We start from the raw sequence: 23,541 nt of genomic DNA on the forward strand, positions 1-23,541 counted from the left end.
ATGAGTTCGCTAACCGCGATGTGCGTCTGACAGCGCGGCTGCAAGCGTGCCATTGTAAGGCGGTCGTGCAACGAACTGTCGCTACAATGAGTCGAAATCCCGTGAGTGTCACGCATAGGCAACAGCGCGCGAGAGATAACCCGTCGCCTGTGCCGGTACAGCCTGTGACATGTGGGGAAGCTCTCAACCGGTGCCCAAGCCATGCGAATCTTGTTGGTGGAAGACGATGCGATGATCGCCACGGCCGTCATGAAGGGTCTGCGCCAGGACGGCTGGACCGTCGATCATGTCGGGGACGGACAGCGCGCGCTCGATGCGCTCGTGGTCGAGTCGTACGACGCACTGCTGCTCGACCTTGGCCTGCCGCGCCGCGACGGCATCGACGTGCTGCGTACGTTGCGTGCACGAGGTCAGACGCTGCCGGTGCTCATTGCCACGGCGCGCGACGCCGTCGCCGAGCGCGTTAAGGGACTCGACGCCGGGGCCGACGATTATCTCGTGAAGCCGTTCGATCTCGACGAGTTGGCGGCACGCCTGCGTGCGTTGGTGCGTCGTCAAGCCGGGCGTAGCGAGCCGTTGCTGCGTCACGGCGGCATTGTGCTCGATCCGGCGACACGGCAGGTGACATGCGGCGGCGCGCCAGTCGTACTTTCCGCACGCGAGTACGCCGTGCTCGAAGCGTTGCTCAACCGGCCGGGCGCGGTGTTGTCTAAGGCACAACTCGAAGAACGTATCTATGGCTGGGGCGAAGAAGTGGCGAGCAATGCAGTCGAAGTTCATATCCACGGGCTGCGCAAGAAGCTGGGGGCCGACGCCATACGCACAGTGCGTGGTGTCGGCTACATGATGCCCACCGTGGGCACGACGTCTGCGGAGGCCAACTGATGCGCTCGATTCGCCGTCGTCTTCTCGTCGGGTTGCTGATCACGCTGGTGGTGGCGCTGTTGCTCGCAGGGATTGCGATCTTTCGTCAGGCACGCACAGAGGCCAATGCCTTGTTCGATTTCCAGTTGCAGCAGATGGCGTTGTCGCTGCCTGCGGAACCTTTTTCGAGCGTGCCGGGCGACCACAGCGACGCGGGCGGTCTGGTCATTCAGATATGGAGCCGCAACGGCGTGGAGTTGTATTACTCGCATCCGCGCGCGCCGTTGCCGCCGCGTGCCGAACTCGGTTTTACCACCGTACAGACACCCGCCGGCGATTGGCGCGTGTATGCGGCGCTCGTAGGCGATAACGTGGTGCAACTGGCGCAGCCAATGGTCATTCGCGACTCGCTGGCCGTATCGATGGCGCTGCGCACATTGTTGCCGCTGGTGGTGGCGATGCCGGTGCTGGCGTTGCTGGTCTGGATCGTGGTCGGGCGCGGTTTGCAGCCGCTGCGTCGTGTGACGAAGGCGCTCGATGCGCGCGCACCGGGGGCGCTGGAGGCGTTGCCGGAAGCCGGGTTGCCCGACGAGGTGCGGCCCTTGGTGCGCGCACTCAACAGTCTGCTTGGCCGGCTCGACGAGGCGCTCGTGCAGCAGAAGGCCTTCGTGGCCGACGCCGCCCACGAACTGCGCACGCCGCTCGCCGCGCTGCAACTTCAGGTGCAATTGCTCGAACGGGCCCATACGGAGACGGAGCGAACCGAGGCCATGCGCGATCTGCGCGACGGCGTGCGGCGCGCCTCGCATATGGTTGCGCAATTGCTGACGTTGGCGAGGCAGGAGCCGGACGTCGCGCGCGCCGCCACGACGTTCGTGGAATTACCGCTCGCGCCGCTGCTGCAAGACGTGGTGGCGCATCATGCAGCGCTGGCCGTCGCGCGCGGGATCGATCTCGGACTCGACGCCCCCGACGCGTTGGCTGCGATCAGCCGCGTGCGCGGCGATGCGAACGCATTACAGACACTCTTCGGCAATCTCGTCGACAACGCGCTGAAGTACACGCCGAGCGGCGGTCACGTGGACGTTCGTCTGGTGGCCGCAATGCCGGCACCGGTAGTCGAGATCGAAGACACGGGGCCGGGCATTGCACCGGCCGAGCGCGAGCGCGTGTTCGACCGGTTCTTCCGCGGTGGGGCGGCGTCAGGCGACGACGGTGGCGCGGCGCATCCCGGGTCGCCGTCCGAGGCTCGGACACCGGACGACACCGGCGTGCCGCGTGCGCAGGGTAGTGGGTTGGGGCTCGCCATCGTGCGTAACATCGCGCTTGCCCACGGCGCGCGCGTGGAGTTGTTAGACGCGCGCGGCGGCAGCGGCCCGGGGCTGCGAGTGCGCGTGAGCTTCGGTGGCGCCGCGTCGTCTCCCCCGCCCGCGCTTTGACGTTTGCCGTGAGGCGTACGAGTCGCCGCGGGTGTGTCGTGTCTGGCTCGCGTTGACGGGCATCAATGCGCTGCGCCGTGACGGCCATCGCACCCGCGATATGCGACGTCGCGCGGTGCATTGACGCACCGCGCCTTCGGTGAAAACCGGAACTCATCCGCGCGTCACGTTCGTGACTTTATCGTTTTCAATCGTGAGGGTGCGTCGATCCGGACGATAATCGCGCGTGGTCGGCAGGGCTTTGCCGTCTTGCATGCCGATGCGCCACGGGCACCCTTGCAACATCAATTTGGCTTCTGCGAGCGATTTGCCGACGATAGCCTGGTCGGCAGGCGTGTCCGGCGTGCAGTTACCGTTCTTGCTCTGCATTTGCCCCTGCATTTGCCCCTGCATTTGTCCCGACATCTGCCCCTGCGTTTGCGCCGAATCGGCGGGACCTTGCGTGCCCATACCGTCGCCGCGTGAGCCGTCGCCAGGGGCGGCATTCACGGAAATTGCGAAGCTCAGACAGAACGTGGCCGCAGCCCATCCCATCCAGCGCCCTGTGTTGTGGTCACGGCGATCCATGCGTGTACGGCGACGTGTCGTTAGGGTCTTAGGCATCGTTATTCTCCTGAAGTCGAAAACTCGCGACGCGGAATTGCGCCACCCCGCCACCGTAGGCAGCGGCATGCCTCGCACGCAAGGCGAACCACGCGAGATGTCCCTTCAAACGCCTGCTGCCGTAACGCATAGCACTCAAGATCGCGCTCGCCAGGATTCGATGAGTGACTTTTGCGCGTCTTAAGGTTGCCTTAAGGGAGCCTCTCTACGATCACAGTCATGTCAAACGTGGTCGTCAGTAAGGAGAAACTCATGCGGACCTCGAAGCTCACTCGTACGCTGGTTGCCAGTGCCGTGCTCGTTGCCATGACGGGGGGCTATGTGGCGGGACGCCAGCACTGGCAGGCACCGATCGCCTCCGAGATGGTCAGCGACGCCAATGCGGCCAATCCGGCGCTGGCCACACCGGTCGCTGGCGCGCAAAACACCCCGAATACCGCGCCGCGCATGCTGGTGCCGGACTTCTCGCAACTAGCGGAACAATACGGACCGGCGGTAGTCAACATCAGTGTGACGCACGATGGGAAACCTTCGGCGGCGCGCGGATCGGCGGCCATTCCAATGCCGCCGGGCATGGATCAAAACGATCCGCTGTTCCAGTTCTTCCGTCATTTCTACGGCGCGCCGGGTAACGATGGCGGCGGCAACGACGATGGCGGCGATGGCGGCAGCGGACCGACGCGCAGTCTCGGTTCTGGCTTCATCGTGAGCCCGGACGGTTACATCCTGACCAATGCGCACGTCGTGGACGACGCGAGTCAGGTGACGGTGAAGCTCACCGACAAACGCGAGTACAAGGCGAAGGTCGTGGGCAGCGACAAGGCGAGCGACGTGGCGTTGCTCAAGATCGCCGCGACGGATCTGCCGACGGTGAAGATCGGCGATCCGGCGAAGACAAAGGCGGGCGAATGGGTCGTAGCCATCGGGTCGCCCTACGGTTTCGACAACACGGTAACGGCAGGTATTGTGTCGGCGAAGGCACGTGCCTTGCCTGACGAGAATTACACACCGTTCATTCAGACGGACGTGCCGGTCAATCCGGGTAATTCGGGCGGGCCGCTGTTCAATCTGAACGGCGAAGTCATCGGCATCAACTCGATGATCTATTCGCGCACCGGCGGTTTCCAGGGGTTGTCGTTCGCGATTCCGATCGACATGGCGATGAAGGTCAAGTCGCAACTCCAGCAATACGGCAAGGTGAGTCGCGGGCGCATTGGCGTGGCGATTCAGGAGGTGAACCAGTCGCTGGCGAAGTCGTTCGGTTTGCCCAAGCCGACGGGGGCGCTGGTGTCGTCCATCGACAAGAATGGACCGGCGGCGAAGTCGGACCTGAAGCCGGGCGACGTGATTCTGGCCGTCAACGGCACGACCATCGACGATTCGGTGCAGTTGCCGGAGAAGATCGCGGATATGCGTCCGGGCCAGAAGGCAACGCTGACCGTGTGGCGGAATGGTGCGAAGCAGGATGTGAGCGTAACGGTGGCGGCGTTGAACGAGAAGAAGGACGTTGCGAGCAACGATGACTCGGCCACGCACGGCCGGTTGGGCCTCGCGGTACGCGAACTCTCGCCTGAGGAGAAGCGCGCGGCGCAGGTCGCCAACGGTCTGCTCGTGGCGCGTGTCGGCGGCCCGGCGGAGCAGGCGGGCGTGCAGCCGGGCGACATCATCCTGTCGCTCAATGGCACGCCGGTGACGAGTGCTTCGCAACTGAGCGACAAGCTCAAGAAGGCGGGTAATAATGTCGCGTTGCTGGTGCAGCGCGACGGGCAACAAATTTTCATCCCGGTCGATCTCGGCTAAATGCCGGAGGAGACAAGCACGGGATGCCACGCACTACCTTGTGTACCGGTGCCGTGGCGGTCGCGATACTGCGGCGGCTGCATCACCGGTGCGATCCGATTTCGTGACGACATGAACGGGAGGTCGAACATGTGGCAACAATGGCAACGCTGGTCGGTAGCCGCGGCGATGGCCACGGCAATCGCCGGGAGTCTGGGCGGCATATCCGTCGCCCATGCGCAGGGCGGAATGCTGCCGCCGTCGATGCAGCAAGGCAACGTGACGTATGTGTCGGGCGGCATCGATAGCGACGAATCGGGAGCTTTCAAGCGTGAGGCCTCGCGCTGGCCGCTGTCTATCGAGATGGCGGCGCGTGGCGACGGCGCAAACGAGTATATCGCCGACGTTCAGGTGCAGATCATGCACGGTGGCACCACGGTGCTCGATACGCGCTCGAAAGGGCCGTTCATGCTCGTGAAACTGCCCGAAGGCAGCTACACCGTGAAGGCGACGTATAAGGGCAAGCCTATGACGAAGGATGTCCATGTGCCCGGGAAGGGCCACACCGCAGCAACATTCCTGTGGCCGCACGACTGATGTGCCGATCGGTCGAGCCGGGTGAAGGGCCACGAATGACGAGGTAACCCAGGCAGTACCAGGCAGTACCACTCAGCAACGAGTGAGCGAGTTGCGCCGCCATGTTTGACATGGCGGCGCTTTTTTTCGTGCTGGGCAAGGCGATGCGCGACGCGCGGAATGTCGGCCCGACGTGCGGTTGCTCAGGCCGTGCTGCGGCACTCGGAGGCTTCGCCGTCGGCGGTATCTTCCTCCGCGCGCACTGCGAAGGTTTGCCTGACGGCGATGCCGTTCTTGATCGCCGTCATCTCGGCAAGAATCGCCACAGCGATCTCTGCCGGGGTGCGTGCGCCAAGATGCATGCCGACCGGGCCGTGCAGCCGTTCGATCTCCGTCGAACTCAGATCGAAGAGCGAAAGCCGCTCGCGGCGTCGCGCATTGTTCACGCGTGAGCCAATGGCGCCGATGTAGAACGCGGGGGACTTGAGCGCTTCGAGCAGCGCCATGTCGTCGAGCTTCGGGTCGTGTGTGAGCGTGAGCACGGCGCTGTGCGAGTCGAGCTGCAGCCGCACGATCAGATCGTCAGGCATCTCACGCGACAACTCGGTGCCCGGCACCTGCCATTCGTCGGCATATTCGCTGCGCGGATCGCAGACGATCACGTGATAATCGAGCGCGCACGCCATTCCGGCCACGTATTTCGACAATTGCCCTGCGCCGATCACCACCAGCCGGTGGCGGGGGCCGTGCGAGGTGATGAGACGGATCCCATCGAACTCAAGCGGGGGCGTATGGTGGCCCGGCGCTATGCGCACCGCACCGGTGGCCATGTCCAGTTCGCGCACCACGAGGCGGAATTGCGCAATGGCGTCGAGCAGTTCCGGAATGCGCGAGGCATCGCTCAGCGGTTCGAGCACCAGTTGCAGCGTGCCGCCGCAGGGCAGCCCGAAGCGGTGCGCTTCTTCGGCGGTGACCCCGTAGCTCGTGAGTTGCGGGCGATCCTGCGGCCAGTCGCCGTCGCGAATGCGGGCGATGAGATCGTCTTCCACGCAGCCGCCCGAGACGGAGCCGACCATATGGCCGTCTTCGCGAATCGCGAGCATCGAGCCCACGGGGCGCGGGGCAGAGCCCCAGGTGCGCACAACGGTGCCCAGCGTGACGAAAAAGCCCGCGCGGGTCCACTGTACGGCGGACTTCAGCACTTCCAGATCGACACTGTCCATAGCACGGTTCCTTCGCCAATACGCAAGCGGCAGCGGAGGGAGGCCCGGACACGGGACCCTCGCTATCCATTCACCGCTCGATGTGATCCGGCGAGTATATCCCGCCTTGGCTTGCGCTGTATTTGAGCCAATACTCCGCTCACCCCCCGGCTTTGCGGTCCGACGACGGTTTTCCGAGGGGCAGGGCGGGCGTCGGACCCAATGTCGCAGGCATGATCTGACGTGAGGTAACTCGTGTCACAATAGTTTGAGGTTCGAGATAACACCACGGCATCGCCGCAACACTCACGCGTTGACACATCGCGTTCGGGGAGGGGGCAATGGAACTGCAGAACAGCCGGCGGTTGCCGGCGGCACGAGACGTCGTGTGGATCGCGCTGAACGACCCGGGCGTGCTGCGCGGGTGTATTCCGGGATGCGAATCGATCGAGCGCATCGACGACACGACATGGACGATCGTTGTCGCCGCCTCGCTGGGACCGGTAAGCGGGCGCTGGAACGGCCGCATCACCCTCTCCGACGTGGTTGCGCCGAGCGCGTACACATTGAATTTCGACGGACTGGGCTCGTCGGCCGGGCATACGCTCGGCAAGGCGGCGGTCACGTTGCAATCGCAAGGACCGATGAACACATTGCTCACGTATGACCTGAAGGCGCAATTCGGCGGCGAGTACGCCCATCTGGATTCCCCGCAGATCGAAGGCGCTGCCCGCAAGCTCGCTGACGAGTTCTTCACGCGCCTGACGGCCGCCATTGCCCCGCACCACAAACTCGACGAGGCCGTTGCCCCCGATAGCACGGCGGCCACCGCGCTGGCGCCCCATGGGGCGACGCGCGATACCGCCGCCGCGCGCAGCAAGATAGCGCGCTGGTGGCCGTGGGCCGTGGCAGCGGTTGTCCTGATCCTGATCGTGTTGTGGGGCAACCATGCCAGTTGAGCGTCGTCAGAGGAAAGAAGGTGGGGCGGGCAAACGGGAAAAAGCGGGCGGGCCGGACATCGTGCCTGTCATTGGCGAGCAGGCCCCAGGCGCGCTTGCGCGGGAATTGCTGGCGGCAGCCGAAGCGCTGGAAGCCGCGAGCCAGGCCCCGGCTCCGGCAGGTGTGGCGAGTTATGACGTACGCGTGCGAATTCGCGATGGCGACACACCGGTGTTCGGGCCCGGGCGCCTCACGTTGCTGCGTGCCATCGAAGCGACGGGGTCGATTTCTGCGGCCGCACGTCGCATGGGCATGTCCTATCGTCGGGCGTGGCTGCTCGTCGAAGCGATGAACCACGAATTCCGGGAGCCGCTCGTCACCCGCCATATCGGCGGTGTGTCCGGTGGCGGCGCGCAGCTCACGCCGTTCGCGCAGAACCTCACGGCGCACTACGACACGCTCATCAAGGAAATCCGCTTGCTTCTCGACGCGCATGTGCCGACCTTCGACGCCTATCTCAAAGGCAGCAAGGCCGTCGACCCGGACGAGGGGTGAAAACCGGCCGCCGTTCGCGTATTTTCTGTCACGCCAACTATCACGAAAACGTTATCTCTCCGTGAGGACTTCGTCACCGGCCTGAAGCGACACTGACTCCATCGACGCGAACCCCGCGATGGAGGTCCCCATGTCCAGTCTGACGAAGTCCGTGCCGCCGGTGGCACAGCCCCCGGTGCGGTCCCGGCCGGTTCAGCCCGGTTGGCTGCGCGTCACGCATTGGCTGAACGTGCTGGCCGTTCTCGTGATGGTCACGAGCGGCTGGCGCATCTACAACGCGTCGCCCATCTTCGGTTTTCGCTTTCCCAACGAGATCACTTTCGGCGGCTGGCTCGGCGGCGCGCTGCGCTGGCATTTTGCCGCGATGTGGCTGCTGGCGGCCAATGGGCTCGTCTACCTGCTATTCAATTTTGCGAGCGGCCGTCTCGTACGCCGCTTCTTTCCGCTGACGTTGCGCGGCGTGTTGCGCGACGCCTTCGCCGCGCTGCGCGGCCGTCTCGCGCACGACGATCCCCGCCAGTACAACCAGGTGCAGCGCGCCGCGTATCTGTTCGCGGTACTCGACCTTGTGCTGCTCGTGGCGTCGGGGCTTGCGGTCTGGAAGCCCGTGCAACTCGGCTGGCTGTGCACGCTGTTTGGCGGATTTCAGGGGGCACGCCTGGTGCACTTCCTGGCGATGACGGGACTTGTCGCGTTTATTGCAGTGCACGTTGTCATGGTGGCGCTCGTGCCTCGCACGCTGCGCACGATGATTACCGGTCGCTGAGCGCGCCGTCTACGAGAGAGCGAATGGTCATGACCCTCGAACGAAAACCTCACCATGTTCCGCCCAGCGCCCCGATCGTGCGCGACGGCGAGGCGATTCTTCATGAAGCGCGCGCGTTGATGACGCGTCGCGTGGCCGAGCCCTCGCGCAGAGCCTTCCTGACCCGCACGTTGTCGCTCGGCGGGGTCGCATTGCTCTCAGGGTGTTCGCTCGACGACAACGCCAGTGTGGAGTCGGCGCTGGACAAAATCTCGTGCTGGAACGACCGGGTGCAGGCCGCACTGTTTCGCCAGAATGTGCTGGCGCCGACGTTCCCGGCATCGAGCATTACGCGGCCGTTCCCGTTCAACGCGTTCTATTCGATGGACGAAGCGCCGGTGGTCGACGCCGCCGATTACCAACTGGAATTGTCCGGTTTGATCGCAGACAAGGCACCCTGGCGGCTCGATGCGCTTCGCGATTTCGCCGGCCCGCGTGCAGCGGAGCAGATCACGCGACACGTCTGCGTGGAGGGCTGGAGCGCCATTGGTCGCTGGGGCGGCGTGACGTTCTCCGACTTTCTGCGGCGCATTGGGGCCGACACGACGGCGCGTTACGTCGGCTTCAAATGCGCCGACGACTACTACACGAGCATCGACATGCCGACGGCACTGCATCCGCAGACGTTGCTCGCCCTTACCTACGACGGCCAGACGCTGCCAAGGGAGTACGGCTTCCCGATGAAGCTGCGCATTCCCACGAAGCTTGGCTACAAGAATCCCAAACATATCCGCGCGATTTTCGTGACCAACACCTATCCGGGCGGGTACTGGGAGGACCAGGGATACAACTGGTTCGGTGGCAGTTGACGCCTGCGCGCGACTCCACGTTTTACGGAGCACCCTCGTGGCGTTCCGGCAGCACACACTTACTCTTGGAGGACTACGGCAATGAAAATGCGATATCTGGCGGTGATGGCAATGGGACTGGCGCTTGGCACCGGAGCGGCGTTTGCACAGGACGCAATGAGCAAGGGCGACGCCATGGGCAAAGGCGACGCGATGAGCAAAGGCGACGCCATGAGCAAGGACATGGACAAGAGCGGCAAGATGTCCAAAGGCGACGCGATGGGCAAGAAGGGTGACGCGATGGGCAAGAAGGGTGACGCGATGGGCAAGAAGGGCGACGCCATGGGCAAGATGGACAAGGGCGATGGCATGTCCAAGGGCGACGCCATGGGTAAGGGGCAGTAAGCCACGCGCGGTAAAGCCAAAAGGCGTCGCGGCGGACCTCCGACGCGACGCCTTGTCGTTTGTTGCTGTTTTGTCGTTACCCCGCAGTCTTATCGGGTCAGCGCCACCGATTTGATCAGCAGATACACGTTCTGGCCCGCAGCCAGTCGCAGTTGATCGGCAGAGAATCGCGTGATGCGTGCGCGAAGTATCGTGCCCGCGGTGTCGCCGGCGAGCGCAGCCCCCACTTCTACCGAGTCGCCCAGATCGCGCAACGCGACTACGCGGGCGGGCAGCACGTTCAGCACGCTGGTGTCGACGGGCGGTGCCGTAGCGACCGCAACGTCGCGCTCGCGCACGAGAATGCGGCAGGCGTCGCCCGTTTCGCCACCGGCTCGCGGTACACGCAACCGGATCGTGTCGCTACCGTTTACGGCCAGCGTTGTCAGACCGTATCGCGTGTCGTGCGCAACGATGCGTGTCTCCAGCACCGTGCCCGGCGCTTCGGTTGCGCCGTCGAGCGCGTCGCGATGCCTATTGAGCACGTCGGCGGGGGCACCTTGCGAGATCGTGCGGCCGTCCTTGAACAGCACGACCTGATCGGCCAGCCGCATGACCTCGTCGAGCGAATGCGTCACGTACAGCACGGGCAGCTTCAACTCGTGACGAATGCGATTGAGATAGTCGAGCACTTCGAGACGCCGCGCGTGATCGAGCGAGGCAAGCGGCTCGTCCATGAGCAACATGCGGGGGCACGACAGCAGGGCACGGCCGATGCCCACGCGCTGCTTCTCTCCACCAGACAACGCCCCGGGACGGCGACTCAGCAGATGCCCCAGATTCAGCACCTCGACCACATGTTCCAGTGCAATGGCGCCGGTGCCCGCCGCTGCCACATCGCGGCGGCGTAACCAACGGCCGAACAGCAGGTTCTGCCGTACGGTCAGATGCGGCAGCAGGCGCGCGTCCTGAAACACGTAGCCGACACGGCGGCGCCACGTTGGCAGCGCGACGCCTGCGGCACTGTCGAAGAGGACGTCATCGCCCACGACAATACGCCCCGTGTCGGGCTTGAGCAGGCCGGATACCGCGTTGACGACGGTACTCTTGCCGCTGCCGGACGGCCCGAACAGCGCGGTCACGCCCATGCCGGCGGCGAATTCGGCGTCGAGCCGGAAGTCGCCGAACGCATGTTGGAGACGAACTTCAACCGTCATAACCGAGCGCCTTGCGATGGCCGAAGCGAATCAGCACTTCGGAGAAGATGAGCGTTGCCACGGCCAGCGCGACCGAGATTGCGCACAGACGCCAGACCAGTGCGTCGCCGTCGGGCACCTGGGTGGCGGTGTAGATTGCGAGCGGCAGCGTCTGCGTCTGTCCGGGAATATTCGAGACGAACGTGATCGTCGCGCCGAACTCGCCGAGGGCGCGAGCGAACGCGAGCACGAAGCCGTGCAGCACACCGGTGGCGCTCAGCGGTAACGTTACCGTGAAGAAGGTGAGCCAAGGGCCTGCCCCCAGTGTTTGCGCCGCTTGCTCCAGCCGGGTGTCGGACGATTCGAGCGCCTGCCGGATCGCTCGCACGAGCAGCGGGAAGCCCATGACGCCGGCGGCGAGCGCGGCCCCCGTCCAGCGAAACGCGAAGGTGAAGTTGAACCACTCGCGCAGCAGCTTGCCGATGGCGCCCTGTGCGCCGAACAGCACGAGCAGCGCGAAGCCGACGACCACCGGCGGCAGTACGAGCGGCAGGTGCAGGACGGCATCGAGCAACGTTTTGCCGGGGAAGTGCCGGCGAGCGAGCAGCCATGCGGCCGCATAGGCGAAGGGCAGGCTGCAAAGCGTGCCCCATAAGCCAATGCGCAGGCTGAGTTCGACGATGCCCCATTCTTCCGGGCTGAGACTCATGAACATTCGGGCGAGCGATAGTGGGTAGCGGGGTTGGCCAGACGCTCACGCGCCGGTCCTGCGAAAGGTAACGCCAGCGCCGTGGGCGACGGCACCGGCGGCCAACGCATTGGAGGAATACCGGGACTGTAGCGGATCTCGCCTGTTCGAGCGCGAAAGGCGTTCCTGGTATGCGTGCTGTATGTCCACCAAGTGTTACCGATGCGGCGAAATCACGGGCGACCGAAGCCGAAACGCTGGAACGTGGCCTGCGCGGTCGGGGTTTGCAGGAATTTGTAGAACGGATCGGCGTCGGCACGGTTGGCCTGTTTCGTCACGGCAACCGGGTAGACAATCGGCGCGTGGCTATCGGCCGGGAACGTGCCGGCGATACGTACGCGCTTCTCGGCGTTGGCGTCGGTCTTGTACACGATGCCGTAAGGCGCTTCGCCGCGGGCGACCAGCAATAAGGCGTTGCGCACGTTATCGGCGGCGGCAACCTTGCCCTGTACCTTCGTCCAGATGCCGAGCTTTTCGAGCGCAGCCTTACCGTAGAGGCCTGCCGGCACATGGGCCGGATCGCCCATGGCGAGCTTTCCGTTGCCGAGCTTGGCGTCGAGATCGATGCCCGGCTTCAGATCGATGTCGCCCATGGTCGTGGCCGGTGCGATCAGCACCAGCTCATTGCCCAGCAGGTTGCGGCGCGTGGTCGTGTCGATCAGGTCGTGCTTCTGCGCGTAGTCCATCCAGTCCTGGTCGGCCGAGATGAATACGTCGGCCGGCGCGCCTTTCTCGATCTGGCGTGCGAGCGTCGAGCTGGCGCCATACACGAGCACCGGTTTCTTGCCGGTTTCCTTGGTGTAGGCCGCCGAGAGATCGTCAAGGGCGTCTTTCATGCTGGCGGCGGCGAACACTTGCTGGGCTGCCGCGTGACCGGCAAACAACAGACTTGCGCCGACCGTGGCAATGCCCAGTGCGCGGCGCAACATCGTGCCAGTCTTCTGCGGGGCTTGGGACTTGAAGCTAACGAGTTTAACGATAACGACGGCTTTCACGAATGTGGTCTCCAGCATGGGGTGGCGAGGTCGGCTCGATGTGTGGCGGCGAACAGGCCGCATGCTTTGAGCCAACTCGTGGGTGCGATCGGGCGGCGAGGCCGGATTGCCGGTCGCGCAGTGCGCGCAACGCGTTATGTAGGATTATATATAACGCTTCGACGCTGTACAGGTATACGCCGTATCACGGCGCCCGAATGTGATCCCATGCGGCAACTCCGCACCATGAAACGGAGAAATCGGGACGGCGTGCATGACTTCACGCGCTGGCCGGGCATGAACAGACAAGCGCCCGGTCACGGGCGCCTGCTAATTAATATATGTAGTAAATCTTAGGAGGGGGGGCGTCGGTCGACGCGGACCTTCAGGCGAGGGCGGCTTGCGGCGTTTTACCTTCCGGGCGCAGCATGGCCGGGCTTGTGCGCAGCATGTCGAAGAAGCCGTCGACCACGGCATCGCATTCTGCGCCGAGATCGTAGTCGGGCAGGAACAGCCAGTCCGACATCATGCCGACGACCAGCGCGTGCAGCATGATCGCCGCGCGGCGCGTGTCGAGATGCTTCGGCAACTGGTTGCGCTCGATGGCGCGTTCCATGTCTCGCATGATGCGCTGCTTGCCGTCGGCACATGCTTCACGCTGACGCTCGAGCACCGAAAGCATCTCGTTCGTGTATTCGCATTTGTGGAAAAGAATGTCGAGCACACGGCGGCGGCGCTCGTTACGCGCCGTCTCCTTGAGTACCAGCTTGCAGATATCGTGCATGCGCTCCATCGGATCGCCATTCTCCGGCTCGGCGCATTCTTCGTCGATCATGCGCTCCATGGGCAGGCGGATGCGGTCCGTCATGGCGTTGAACAGGTCGATCTTGTTCTTGAAGTGCCAGTAAATGGCGCCACGGGTCAGACCCGCAGCTTCGGCGATGTCGGAGAGCGACGTGCGCGATACCCCTTTCTGTGCAAACACCGCTTCGGCGGTGTCGAGCAACAGATTGCGGGTCTCGATCGCTTCCTCTTTGGTTCTGCGGGCCATCGTCGTGTCACAGGGGCGGCGGAAATTTGCAAAATGCGATGTAAACCGGGACGCACTTTGGTGCGACGCAATATGATTTACATACATTCATGAATGTATCTATAATAGCAGCCGCTTGCTCTATTGCACAGGGAACATTTAAGCTCCTTCGTCTAAGGGAAAAACCTCACCGATGTAAGGGAGCCATTTGAGGCCGGATCACCCGGGCCTTTGGCACTCGCCGACCCGTCTTTGTGCGACAGGATTGCTGAACGGTATTCGCCACGGCAATCGTCGCCACCGCAATCGTCGCAACGTATCGTCATTTTGTTTGACCGCATTCCATTTATCGGGGGCGTATATGCACGTCAAGAGAAGTTCACTGGGGATGGTCACGGCCGTGGCACTCGCGGTATTGACCTTGGCCGCGTGCGGCAAGAAGCCGCAGCAGCCGCAGGGCATGGTGCCGGAAGTCGGCGTCGTGACACTGCAACCCCAGAACGTAACACTGACGACCGACCTGCCCGGACGCACCTCGCCCTTCCGCGTTGCCGACGTGCGTGCGCGCGTCGACGGCATCGTGCTCAAGCGCGATTTCACCGAAGGCAGTGACGTCAAGGCAGGCCAGCGTCTGTACAAGATCGATCCGGCAACGTATCAGGCCGCCTATGACAACGCCAAGGCCACGCTGGCCAAGGCCGTCGCGAATCAGGCCTCGACCAAGCTGCTGGCCGATCGTTACAAGCAACTGGTCGCCGTTGAAGCCGTCTCGAAGCAGGATTACGACAACGCTGTGGCCGCCGCGCTACAGGCCGACGCCGATGTGCAGTCCGGTAAGGCCGCGGTCGAAACGGCGCGCATCAACCTTGGCTACACCGACGTGCCGGCACCGATTTCGGGCCGCACCGGCCTGTCGCAGGTGACCGAAGGCGCTTACGTGCAATCGGGCGCCGCTACGCTCATGACGACCGTTCAGCAGATCGATCCGATGTACGTGGACGTGACGCAATCGGCCGCCGAGGGACTGCGTCTGCGCCGCTCGCTGGCTGAGGGCAAGCTGCAAAGCGCAGGCAAGAACGCCGCCAAGGTCGAACTGACGCTGGAAGACGGCACGAAATACCCGCTCGAAGGCAAGCTGCAGTTCTCCGACATCACCGTCGATCAGACGACCGGTTCGGTGACTGTGCGCGCTATCTTCCCGAACCCGAACCGCGAGTTGCTGCCCGGCATGTTCGTGCACGCCCGACTCCAGGAAGGGGTGAAGGAAGGCGGTCTGCTCGTGCCGCAACAGGGTGTCACGCGTGACCAGAAGGGTCAGCCGACGGCACTGATCGTGAACAAGGAAGGCAAGGTCGAACTGCGTCAACTGGTGACCGATCGCGCGATCGGCGACAAGTGGCTGGTGAGCTCGGGCCTGGCAGTGGGCGATCAGGTGATCGTGTCGGGTCTGCAGAAAGTACGCCCGGGTGCGCCGGCCAAGGCTGTGCCGGCACAGCTTCCGGGGGCGGCGCCGGCGCCGGCGGGGGCCAGTGCACCGGCTGCGGCAGCATCTGCCTCGCAGGCGAGCACTGCCTCGGCCGCCAACGCTCAATAACGCGGAGCCTCATTCATGGCAAAGTTTTTTATCGATCGCCCGATTTTTGCGTGGGTGATCGCGATTGTCATCATGCTGGCCGGTGCGCTTTCAATTCTGAAGCTCCCGGTCTCGCAATATCCGCCCATCGCACCGCCTTCGGTGCAGATCACTGCGACTTACCCGGGCGCTTCGGCGCAGACCGTTCAGGATACGGTCACGCAGGTGATCGAGCAGCAGATGAACGGTATCGACAACCTCGAGTACATGTCGTCGACGTCTGACGGCTCGGGTACGGCACAGATTACGCTGACCTTCTCGCAGGGCACGAACCCGGACATTGCGCAGGTGCAGGTGCAGAACAAACTGCAACTTGCCACGCCGCTGCTGCCGCAGCAGGTGCAACAGCAGGGTATCAAGGTGGCCAAGGCGACCAAGAACTTCCTGCTGGTGATCGGTGCGTATTCCGACGACGGTCAGATGACCGACATCGACCTTGCAAACTACATTGCCGCCAACGTGCAGGACCCGATCAGCCGTGTGAACGGTGTGGGTCAGGTGCAGCTCTTCGGTTCGCAGTACGCAATGCGCGTCTGGGTCGATCCGCAGAAACTGAACGGCTACAACCTCACCGTCATCGACGTTTCGAACGCCATTTCGGCGCAGAACGTTCAGATTTCGGCCGGTGAGCTGGGCGGCGCCCCGGCAGTGAAGGGGCAGCAGCTCAATGCCACCGTGACGGCGCAAAGCCGCCTGCAAACGCCGGAGCAGTTCCGCAAGATTCTGCTCAAGGTCAACAAGGACGGCTCGCAAGTGCGTCTGGGCGACGTGGCGCGCATCGAGCTTGGCGGCGAATCGTATCAGGTGGTGGCACGCTATAACGGCAAACCGGCCGCCGGTCTGGCCATTACGCTGGCCACGGGCGCGAACGCGCTGCAAACCGCTACGGCGGTCAAGCAGGCGGTCACCGAGCTGGAGCCGTACTTCCCGGCGGGCATGAAGGTCGATTACCCGTACGACACCACGCCGTTCGTGAAGATCTCGATCGAAGAAGTGATCAAGACTCTCATCGAAGGTATCGTGCTCGTGTTCCTGGTGATGTATCTGTTCCTGCAAAACCTGCGGGCAACGATCATCCCGACGATTGCCGTGCCGGTCGTGTTGCTCGGTACGTTCGGCATCATGGGTGCGGCAGGTTTCTCCATCAATACCTTGTCGATGTTCGGGCTGGTGCTGGCTATCGGTCTGCTCGTTGACGATGCCATTGTGGTGGTGGAAAACGTCGAACGGGTGATGGCCGAAGAGGGGCTGAGTCCGAAGGAAGCGACGAAGAAGGCGATGGATCAGATCGTCGGCGCGCTGGTGGGCGTGGCGCTGGTGCTCTCGGCGGTGTTCGTGCCGATGGCGTTCTTCGGCGGCTCGACCGGGGCCATCTATCGTCAGTTCTCGCTGACGATCGTGGCGGCCATGGCGCTCTCGGTGCTGGTGGCTATCGTGCTGACGCCGGCCATGTGCGCAACGATTCTCAAGCCGATCAAGAAGGGCGAAGTGCACGAGAAGCGCGGCTTCTTCGGCTGGTTCAACCGCACGTTCGACAAGGGTTCGAAGAAGTATCAGAGTCAGGTCGAACGGATTCTGAAGCGCAGCACGCCGCTCGTGATCGTGTATGTCGTGATCGTGGCGGTCGTGGGCTTCCTGTTCGTGCGCATGCCGACGGCGTTCTTGCCGGATGAAGATCAGGGCTACTTCTTCAACCTGGTGCAATTGCCGCCGGGCGCGACGCAAGAGCGCACGCTCGACGTCATGAAGCAGGTCGAGAAGCATTACCTCGAGAATGAAAAGGACGCTGTGCGTTCGATCTTCACGGTGACGGGCTTCGGCTTCAACGGCCGTGGTCAGAACGTGGGTCTGGCGTTCACGATGTTGCGTCCGTGGGAAGACCGTCAGTCGTCCAATCTGAAGGTGCAGGCGGTGATCGCGCGTTCGTATCAGGCGTTCGCAAGCGTGAAGGACGCCATGATCTTCGCGATCAACCCGCCGTCGGTGCCGGAACTGGGTAACGCGGGCGGTATCGACTTCGAACTGCAAGATCGCGCGGGCCTTGGTCACGACGCGTTGATGGCCGCACGCAACCAGCTTCTCGGATTGGCGGCAAAGAATCCGAACCTGGCGAACATGCGTCCGAACGGTCTCGACGACACTCCGCAGTACAAGGTGGACGTCGACGAAGAAAAGGCCGCAGCACTGGGTCTGTCGATTGCCGACGTGTACACCACGCTCTCGGCCTCGTGGGGTTCGTCCTACGTGAACGACTTCATCGACCGCGGGCGTGTGAAGAAGGTGTACGTGATGTCGGAGGCGAAGGACCGCATGCTGCCGCAAGACATCAACAAGCTGTACGTACGCAACGCGAGCGGAACCATGGTGCCGTTCTCGGCCTTCGCGACCGGCAAGTGGACTTACGGCTCGCCGCGTCTGGAGCGATACAACGGCGTGCCTGCGGTGGAAATTCAGGGTATGCCGGCACCGGGCAAGTCGTCGGGTGACGCCATGAAGGCCGTGGAAGAAATCGCGAAGCAACTGCCGCCGGGTATCGGTCTGGAGTGGACGGGGCTGTCGTTTGAAGAGCGCATTTCGGGTTCGCAGGCACCGGCGCTGTACGCCATCTCGATCCTGATTGTGTTCTTGTGTCTGGCTGCGTTGTACGAGAGCTGGTCGATTCCGTTCTCGGTGATTCTGGTGGTGCCGCTGGGCGTGTTGGGTGCACTGCTGGCAGCCACGCTGCGCGGGTTGTCGAACGACGTGTACTTCCAGGTGGGTCTGCTCACGACTGTGGGTCTGTCGGCGAAGAACGCGATTCTGATCGTGGAATTTGCCAAGGATCTGCAAGAGCAGGGCCGCACACTCATGGAGGCGACGATGGAAGCGGTGCGACTGCGTTTGCGCCCGATTCTGATGACGTCGATGGCGTTCGTTCTCGGGGTGTTGCCGCTTGCGATCTCGAACGGTGCCGGCTCGGCTTCGCAGCACGCTATCGGTACCGGCGTGATCGGCGGTATGCTGGCGGCAACGTTCCTGGCGATCTACTACGTGCCGGTCTTCTTCGTGATGGTGCGCAAGCGCTTCGCCCATGAGGATCTGGATACCGTGGAACACCCGGAAGCGCGTCACGTGCAACCGGACGCCGGCCCCGCCAAGGAAGGAAACTGACTATGAAGCACAAAGCATTGCCGATGGCCTTGGCGGCAGCGTTCCTGGCAGGCTGTACCCTCGCGCCGCACTATGAGCGGCCCGAGGCACCGGTTGCCACGTCGTTCCCCACTGGCCCGGCTTACAAGACGCCCGGGGCGGCGAACCAGAACGGCGCTTCCGGCAGCAATGCCGTGATGGCGGCCGATCTGGGCTGGCGAGATTTTTTCACCGATCCCCGTCTGCAAAAGCTGATCGAGATCGCGCTGGAGAACAACCGCGATCTGCGAGTCTCGATGCTCAACATCGAAGCCGCGCGTGCGCAGTATCAGATTCAGCGCTCGGCGCTGCTGCCCTCGGTTGGGGCGGCGGGGCAGGCGTCGATTCAGCGCTCGCCGGCGGACTTGTCGACGTCGGGACGCGCCGGCGTGAGCCGCAGCTATCAGGTGGGTGTGGGCTTCACGTCGTATGAACTCGATCTGTTCGGTCGTATCCAGAGCCTGAAGGATCAGGCGTTGGAGACGTATCTGGCTAGCGAGGACACGGCCAAGGCAGCGCATATGACGCTGATCTCGGAAGTGGCGACGGCGTACCTCACCTGGCTGGCAGATCAGGAACTGCTCAAACTCACCTCGGACACGCTCAAGAGTCAGGAATCGTCGTATGAGCTGACCAAGCGCAGCTTCAACGTGGGCACGGCGTCCGGGCTGGATCTGCGTCAGGCGCAAACGCCGGTCGATACGGCGCGGGCGAATTTCGCCCAGTACACGCGTCAGGTGGCGCAGGACGAGAACGCGCTCACGCTGCTCATTGGCCAGCCGTTGCCGGCCGATCTGCCGCCGGGCCGTCCGCTCGATGGGCAGGGGCTGCTTGCCGACCTGCCGGCCGGGTTGCCCTCGGATCTGTTGCTGCGCCGTCCGGATGTCACGGCGGCCGAGCACACGCTCAAGGGCGCCAACGCGAACATCGGTGCAGCGCGTGCGGCGTTCTTCCCGTCGATCTCTCTGACGGCGAACGCAGGGACGGCCAGTGCGTCGTTGAGCAATTTGTTCAAGGGCGGGCAGGGCGCCTGGTCGTTTGCCCCGACCATCACGCTGCCGATCTTCGCTGGCGGGCAGAACATCGCCAACCTCGATTTGGCCAAGGTGCAGAAGCGTATCGAGATCGCCAACTACGAGAAGGCGATTCAGACGGCATTCCGCGAAGTGTCCGATGGGTTGGCCGCACGCGGCACGCTCGACGATCAGGTCGCGGCGCAGGAGTCGCTCGTCAAGGCGAGCGACGAGAGTTACAAACTCTCGGATCTGCGCTATCGCAACGGCGTGGACAGCTACCTGAACGCGCTCGTCTCGCAACGTGCGCTGTACTCGGCACAGCAAACGCTGATTGCCACACGCCTGTCGCGCTGGACCAACCTCGTCACGCTGTACAAGGCGCTTGGCGGTGGTTGGGAAGAGCGCTCGGTCCCGGCCAACGCCGGTACGGCGTCGGCACCGGCGGCGGCTTCGTCGTGATCGTGCCGTGACGCGGTCGCTTGCGTTGAAGATGTCGTGAGATCGGGTGCGACGAGCGTCGCATAACGGTCTCGAAACGACGCAAGGTTTGACCCTCGCAGTATCAGAAACGCCCGGCAATGCGCCGGGCGTTTTGTCTTTTTGCGCCGTGCGGCGCGGAAAATAGGCTCAGTTCCCGAGAGGTTTAGACGCCGGGTTCTACGCTCGCCCCTACCTCCCGTAGCGCTTCGTCGCTATCCTTGATCGCGTTGTATTCGCAACACCCCGAACGTCGGCGCGAGCGCTTCATAACATCCGCGAATTGACGCACGGGACATATATAAGCTGACTGCTTTTCCAGGGAGAGACACCATGAGCGATCTTCAAGCACGCTTCGAAGAGGCGGTAGCCCAATCCAAGACGCTGCCCGAACGCCCCGACAATTTCACGTTGCTGCGTATCTATGCGCTCTTCAAACAAGGCACCGAGGGCGACGTCTCCGGCACGCGTCCCGGTATGACGGATTTCGTCGGTCGCGCCAAATTCGACGCTTGGGAAATGCTCAAGGGCAAGTCGAAGGAAGAGGCGCAAGAGGCTTATGTCGCACTCGTCGACGAGCTGAAGGGGTAATGCTGACGGACACCGCGTTGCCCATCATGTGACGATGCAGCGACAATCGGGCGGCGCAGAATGCGCTCGGTGTGATGGGCCCAAAGACGGCGACTTCGGTCGCCGTTTTTTATGGGCGTTCGTCGAGAACTGAGGTATCGCGTACGAGAAGTGAGGTGGCGTATGACGGGGTAGGTTTTGCGGCACCGTCCGATTGGCGTGTCGCGGAGCGTGGGCGACGATGGACTCGTCATCAACGAGACGAGAGACCGAACCATGCAACAGGATCGACGACACCCGCAGCGTCGCGCCGATCGGCAGGCGCTTCGCGATGCCCTGACCCATCACCGCCATCCGTCGCGCCGAGACGCCCGGCGGCCGCCATCGCTCGATGCAGGGCGAAGGCGGAACCGGGGATCGTGGCTATTGCCGCCACGCGCGTCGGAGCCACCGGTCGCTGCGACGGCGGCAGAGGGGGGGCCGAGGGCCGGTGCGTGCGGTCGGCCTCGCTGTCGAGGGGCGGCACTGCTCGACGTCATGTTCACATTGGCCGCCCTCATGGCCGGTGCGCAAGGGTTTGCCCAATGGCAGGCGGCGGGCGGTATGACATCTGCCGAGCTTGCCCCGCCGGCGAAAGCGGCCGCGACGGCCTTGCCGGCGCCAGCCAGGAGTGACGCATGGCACATAGGCCGCTAACCGCGATGCGGCCGTTGACCGTCGTTCGGGGCGATCGGGTTTGCACGCGTCATATGAGGGGTTTCACGCTGCTCGAATGGGTGCTGGCAATGCCGCTCGGACTGCTGATCGTGACGGCGGCGATCGCGATCTATCTGGCGGGGATTCGGTTGTGGCGAGTCCAGGCGGAGCGATATGACGTAACCGAGCGCGCCATCTTTGCGTTGACCCAACTGACTCGCGCCGTAGGCATGGCGGGGTACCGGAACTGGGACCCGATGGAGGGCGCGATCTGGCCACCGGGGGCGTTGCCGGCGAAGCGAGAGTGGCCGTCGTTACGAGCGAGTGCTGCGTGTGCGAGCACGGTTGACACTTGCCCGCGACAGGGTTGGCAAGGCAGTTCGTTGCTTGAGGTGCAGTTTCAGGGGGCGGGGTTGTCGACCGGCAATGGGGCCGTTCATAACTGCGCTGGGATGCGCACCCGGGCGACGGGTCAACTGGACGACCGACAAGTCAGTATTTTCTATGTCGATAAGGGAGAGGACGGTACTCCCTCACTCTATTGCCGTTATGGCGAGCGTCAGATGCTCTCGGCGGATCTGCACCCGGCGCAGGTGTTGGTGAGCGGGGTGGAAGCCATGTACGTTCGGCTGGGGTTCCGCGTTGGGGGAACAGGGCCTTTGCGCTGGGTCGAGCCCGTGAGGAGTCTGCGCCGCAGGCCGCCGAGCCCGCCGCGGGGGGAGGGCGGGTGGGAGAACGTTGCTGCCGTGGCATTCTCGCTGGTCCTGCGTGGTGCACCGCGAAGTGGCGGCAAGTCCCGCGCGGTGCAGGTGGTCGAAGTCTTCGATGCAGTGTCCGGTGGCCGCGAGTACAAACGGCTAGGCAATGCTGGCGATGTCCATCTGCATGTGTTCAATGCGGTGGCCTATCGCCGCAACGATGGTGGCGTCGGTGAGGAGGCGAAATGGTTGGCGTCTTCATGGTGATGTGGCTGGCGGCATTGATGACGCTTGCCGCATCCGGTATGCAGCATCGTCAACTGGCCGCTCGGTTCATCGCCTACACGAGCGACCGCGCTGGGGCATTTGCAGCGGCGGATCAGGCCCTGACCGAGGCGCGCGATTGGCTCACGCATACCTCTCGCGCAGCGGATATCGCAGGCGTCTCGGTTTTCGAAGCCGGACCGTTCGGCGTGCTCGCGGCGAACCATCGCGGCGACATCTGGTACGAGCGCCGTATACCAAGATGGCGAACGGTCGAGTGGTATGGCAGTAGCGCCGTCGTTGCGACCCGCAAGGCGCGCTATTTCATCGAGAGAATTGCGTTTTCCGCCTATCCGGCAGGCGAGCCGCAGGCGGGCGACACGCCGGCGCGCCGGTATCGTGTGAGTGCCATGGGATGTGGCGAGTTGCCGGGCACACGCGTGTATTTGCAGGCGATTTATGAAGTCCGGCAGAGACCGGCGGAAGCTCGCAGTGGTGGAAGGGCGCCGTCGTTTTCCTCACGCTCACTGAGTTGGCGCGAGGTTGCCATGTGGCATGACAGCGTTGTTGCCACGCCTGTACAGCGTAATCGTGACGAGCATTGCGATGCGCCGTGATTTGCGTTTCGCACGCGGCGTGACGATGCTGGAGTGTGTGGTCGCGATGGCAGTGCTTGCCGTCGCACTGATGGCAGTGTCGCCATCCATCGATGCCGTTCGGCACCGCGTCGCGGTCGACGTCACGGCACGAGCATTTCTGGCCTCGATGCAGTCGGCGCGAGCGGAAGCGTTGGGCCGGCACCGTCGCGTTGCAATGGCGCCGCACGATGGCGGGAGTCTGAGCAGTGGCTGGGTGACGTTCGTCGACAAGAATCGAAATGATCGTTTCGACGAGGGGGATCAGTTGCTGGGACGGCATGCGCCGTTGCCACCGGGCGTCAGCGTCGAAGTGCGATGGGGGCTGTACAACACGGAGGGGCTCGCGTTCGCAGAAAACGGCTTCATGCGAACGGAGACACGGGGATGGTTATCGGGGACCGTGCGCATTGAGGGGCACGGTCGAAGCGTTTGCATCACCATCAACGCCTATGGCCGCGCCCGTGTGGCCCGACGCTGTAGCGCGTGAGCCGGGCGCAGC

Annotated in this window: 22 protein-coding genes; 16 read left to right on the plus strand and 6 right to left on the minus strand. The window is 63.6% G+C overall.

All coding sequences use genetic code 11. The annotated features are described in order from the left end of the window. The first annotated feature begins 201 nt into the window (after window positions 1-201). Both AT395_RS07300 and AT395_RS07305 read left to right on the plus strand, forming a co-directional pair. On the plus strand, window positions 202-885 hold the full coding sequence (locus AT395_RS07300) for a response regulator (RefSeq protein ID WP_042112348.1): 684 nt from the start codon (window positions 202-204) through the stop codon (window positions 883-885). Next, complete coding sequence (locus AT395_RS07305; protein ID WP_048627678.1) at window positions 885-2,303, plus strand: ATP-binding protein; 1,419 nt, start codon at window positions 885-887, stop codon at window positions 2,301-2,303. Before AT395_RS07300 ends, AT395_RS07305 begins: the two co-directional genes overlap by 1 nt. A 153-nt stretch (window positions 2,304-2,456) precedes the next feature. On the opposite strand, the gene AT395_RS07310 is transcribed toward AT395_RS07305, so the two are convergent. Continuing rightward, window positions 2,457-2,906 carry a hypothetical protein gene (locus tag AT395_RS07310; protein ID WP_125347418.1) on the minus strand — a complete coding sequence of 150 codons (450 nt, stop codon included), beginning with the start codon at window positions 2,904-2,906 and terminating at the stop codon, window positions 2,457-2,459. Between the two features lie 252 nt (window positions 2,907-3,158). Here AT395_RS07310 and AT395_RS07315 point away from each other — a divergent pair, with 252 nt between their 5' ends. Beyond that, a complete protein-coding gene (locus AT395_RS07315) occupies window positions 3,159-4,706 on the plus strand; it encodes a DegQ family serine endoprotease (RefSeq protein WP_048627676.1) in 1,548 nt (515 codons plus the stop codon). 129 nt (window positions 4,707-4,835) lie between these two features. Continuing rightward, on the plus strand, window positions 4,836-5,282 hold the full coding sequence (locus tag AT395_RS07320) for a carboxypeptidase regulatory-like domain-containing protein (protein ID WP_042112344.1): 447 nt from the start codon (window positions 4,836-4,838) through the stop codon (window positions 5,280-5,282). Between the two features lie 182 nt (window positions 5,283-5,464). Here AT395_RS07320 and AT395_RS07325 read toward each other — a convergent pair whose 3' ends face one another. After that, entirely contained in the window at window positions 5,465-6,484 is a 1,020-nt protein-coding gene (locus tag AT395_RS07325; RefSeq protein WP_048627675.1) for an XdhC family protein, read from the minus strand. A gap of 320 nt (window positions 6,485-6,804) precedes the next feature. On the opposite strand from AT395_RS07325, the gene AT395_RS07330 reads away from it, so the two are divergent. The 5 genes from AT395_RS07330 to AT395_RS07350 all read left to right on the plus strand — a co-directional run bounded on the left by AT395_RS07330 (window position 6,805) and on the right by AT395_RS07350 (window position 9,955). Then, the gene (locus AT395_RS07330) at window positions 6,805-7,422 is read left to right on the plus strand and encodes a CoxG family protein (protein ID WP_048627674.1); all 618 of its coding nucleotides are present in this window, start codon (window positions 6,805-6,807) and stop codon (window positions 7,420-7,422) included. Further along, window positions 7,412-7,957, plus strand: coding sequence for a winged helix-turn-helix domain-containing protein (locus AT395_RS26280; protein ID WP_082117614.1), 546 nt, complete (start codon window positions 7,412-7,414; stop codon window positions 7,955-7,957). The genes AT395_RS07330 and AT395_RS26280 overlap by 11 nt, the downstream gene beginning before the upstream one ends. Before the next feature lie 130 nt (window positions 7,958-8,087). Beyond that, on the plus strand, window positions 8,088-8,723 hold the full coding sequence (locus tag AT395_RS07340; protein ID WP_048627673.1) for a cytochrome b/b6 domain-containing protein: 636 nt from the start codon (window positions 8,088-8,090) through the stop codon (window positions 8,721-8,723). 119 nt (window positions 8,724-8,842) lie between these two features. Continuing rightward, a complete protein-coding gene (locus AT395_RS07345; protein ID WP_231606002.1) occupies window positions 8,843-9,571 on the plus strand; it encodes a molybdopterin-dependent oxidoreductase in 729 nt (242 codons plus the stop codon). An 81-nt stretch (window positions 9,572-9,652) separates the two neighbouring features. Then, window positions 9,653-9,955, plus strand: coding sequence for a hypothetical protein (locus AT395_RS07350; RefSeq protein ID WP_048627672.1), 303 nt, complete (start codon window positions 9,653-9,655; stop codon window positions 9,953-9,955). A gap of 89 nt (window positions 9,956-10,044) precedes the next feature. Here the strand turns inward: AT395_RS07350 and modC are convergent, their stop codons facing one another. The 4 genes from modC to AT395_RS07370 all read right to left on the minus strand — a co-directional run bounded on the left by modC (window position 10,045) and on the right by AT395_RS07370 (window position 13,903). After that, complete coding sequence (gene modC / locus AT395_RS07355; RefSeq protein WP_042112339.1) at window positions 10,045-11,151, minus strand: molybdenum ABC transporter ATP-binding protein; 1,107 nt, start codon at window positions 11,149-11,151, stop codon at window positions 10,045-10,047. Further along, window positions 11,141-11,839: a molybdate ABC transporter permease subunit gene (modB, locus tag AT395_RS07360; RefSeq protein ID WP_048627702.1), complete on the minus strand. Its 699-nt coding sequence runs from the start codon at window positions 11,837-11,839 to the stop codon at window positions 11,141-11,143. Before modB ends, modC begins: the two co-directional genes overlap by 11 nt. A 212-nt stretch (window positions 11,840-12,051) precedes the next feature. Next, window positions 12,052-12,873, minus strand: a complete 822-nt coding sequence (gene modA / locus AT395_RS07365) for a molybdate ABC transporter substrate-binding protein (protein ID WP_224787463.1) — start codon at window positions 12,871-12,873, stop codon at window positions 12,052-12,054. 364 nt (window positions 12,874-13,237) lie between these two features. Continuing rightward, window positions 13,238-13,903 carry a TetR family transcriptional regulator gene (locus AT395_RS07370; RefSeq protein WP_042112336.1) on the minus strand — a complete coding sequence of 222 codons (666 nt, stop codon included), beginning with the start codon at window positions 13,901-13,903 and terminating at the stop codon, window positions 13,238-13,240. A 340-nt stretch (window positions 13,904-14,243) separates the two neighbouring features. On the opposite strand from AT395_RS07370, the gene AT395_RS07375 reads away from it, so the two are divergent. The 7 genes from AT395_RS07375 to AT395_RS07405 all read left to right on the plus strand — a co-directional run bounded on the left by AT395_RS07375 (window position 14,244) and on the right by AT395_RS07405 (window position 23,529). Beyond that, complete coding sequence (locus tag AT395_RS07375) at window positions 14,244-15,476, plus strand: efflux RND transporter periplasmic adaptor subunit (RefSeq protein WP_048627671.1); 1,233 nt, start codon at window positions 14,244-14,246, stop codon at window positions 15,474-15,476. 15 nt (window positions 15,477-15,491) lie between these two features. Further along, window positions 15,492-18,665 carry an efflux RND transporter permease subunit gene (locus AT395_RS07380; RefSeq protein WP_042112333.1) on the plus strand — a complete coding sequence of 1,058 codons (3,174 nt, stop codon included), beginning with the start codon at window positions 15,492-15,494 and terminating at the stop codon, window positions 18,663-18,665. Window positions 18,666-18,667: 2 nt separating this feature from the next. Then, window positions 18,668-20,158 carry an AdeC/AdeK/OprM family multidrug efflux complex outer membrane factor gene (gene adeC / locus AT395_RS07385; RefSeq protein WP_042112331.1) on the plus strand — a complete coding sequence of 497 codons (1,491 nt, stop codon included), beginning with the start codon at window positions 18,668-18,670 and terminating at the stop codon, window positions 20,156-20,158. Window positions 20,159-20,509: 351 nt separating this feature from the next. Next, window positions 20,510-20,767, plus strand: coding sequence for an acyl-CoA-binding protein (locus tag AT395_RS07390; protein ID WP_042112329.1), 258 nt, complete (start codon window positions 20,510-20,512; stop codon window positions 20,765-20,767). Between the two features lie 728 nt (window positions 20,768-21,495). After that, window positions 21,496-22,407 (plus strand): PilW family protein, encoded by a 912-nt coding sequence (locus tag AT395_RS07395; protein ID WP_072632793.1) that lies wholly within the window; start codon window positions 21,496-21,498, stop codon window positions 22,405-22,407. Continuing rightward, complete coding sequence (locus AT395_RS07400) at window positions 22,386-23,021, plus strand: pilus assembly protein (RefSeq protein ID WP_048627649.1); 636 nt, start codon at window positions 22,386-22,388, stop codon at window positions 23,019-23,021. The genes AT395_RS07395 and AT395_RS07400 overlap by 22 nt, the downstream gene beginning before the upstream one ends. Beyond that, the gene (locus tag AT395_RS07405; RefSeq protein ID WP_048627648.1) at window positions 23,011-23,529 is read left to right on the plus strand and encodes a GspH/FimT family protein; all 519 of its coding nucleotides are present in this window, start codon (window positions 23,011-23,013) and stop codon (window positions 23,527-23,529) included. The genes AT395_RS07400 and AT395_RS07405 overlap by 11 nt, the downstream gene beginning before the upstream one ends. Window positions 23,530-23,541 lie beyond the last annotated feature (12 nt).

This window comes from Pandoraea apista, from assembly GCF_001465595.2.
Lineage (GTDB): Bacteria > Pseudomonadota > Gammaproteobacteria > Burkholderiales > Burkholderiaceae > Pandoraea > Pandoraea apista.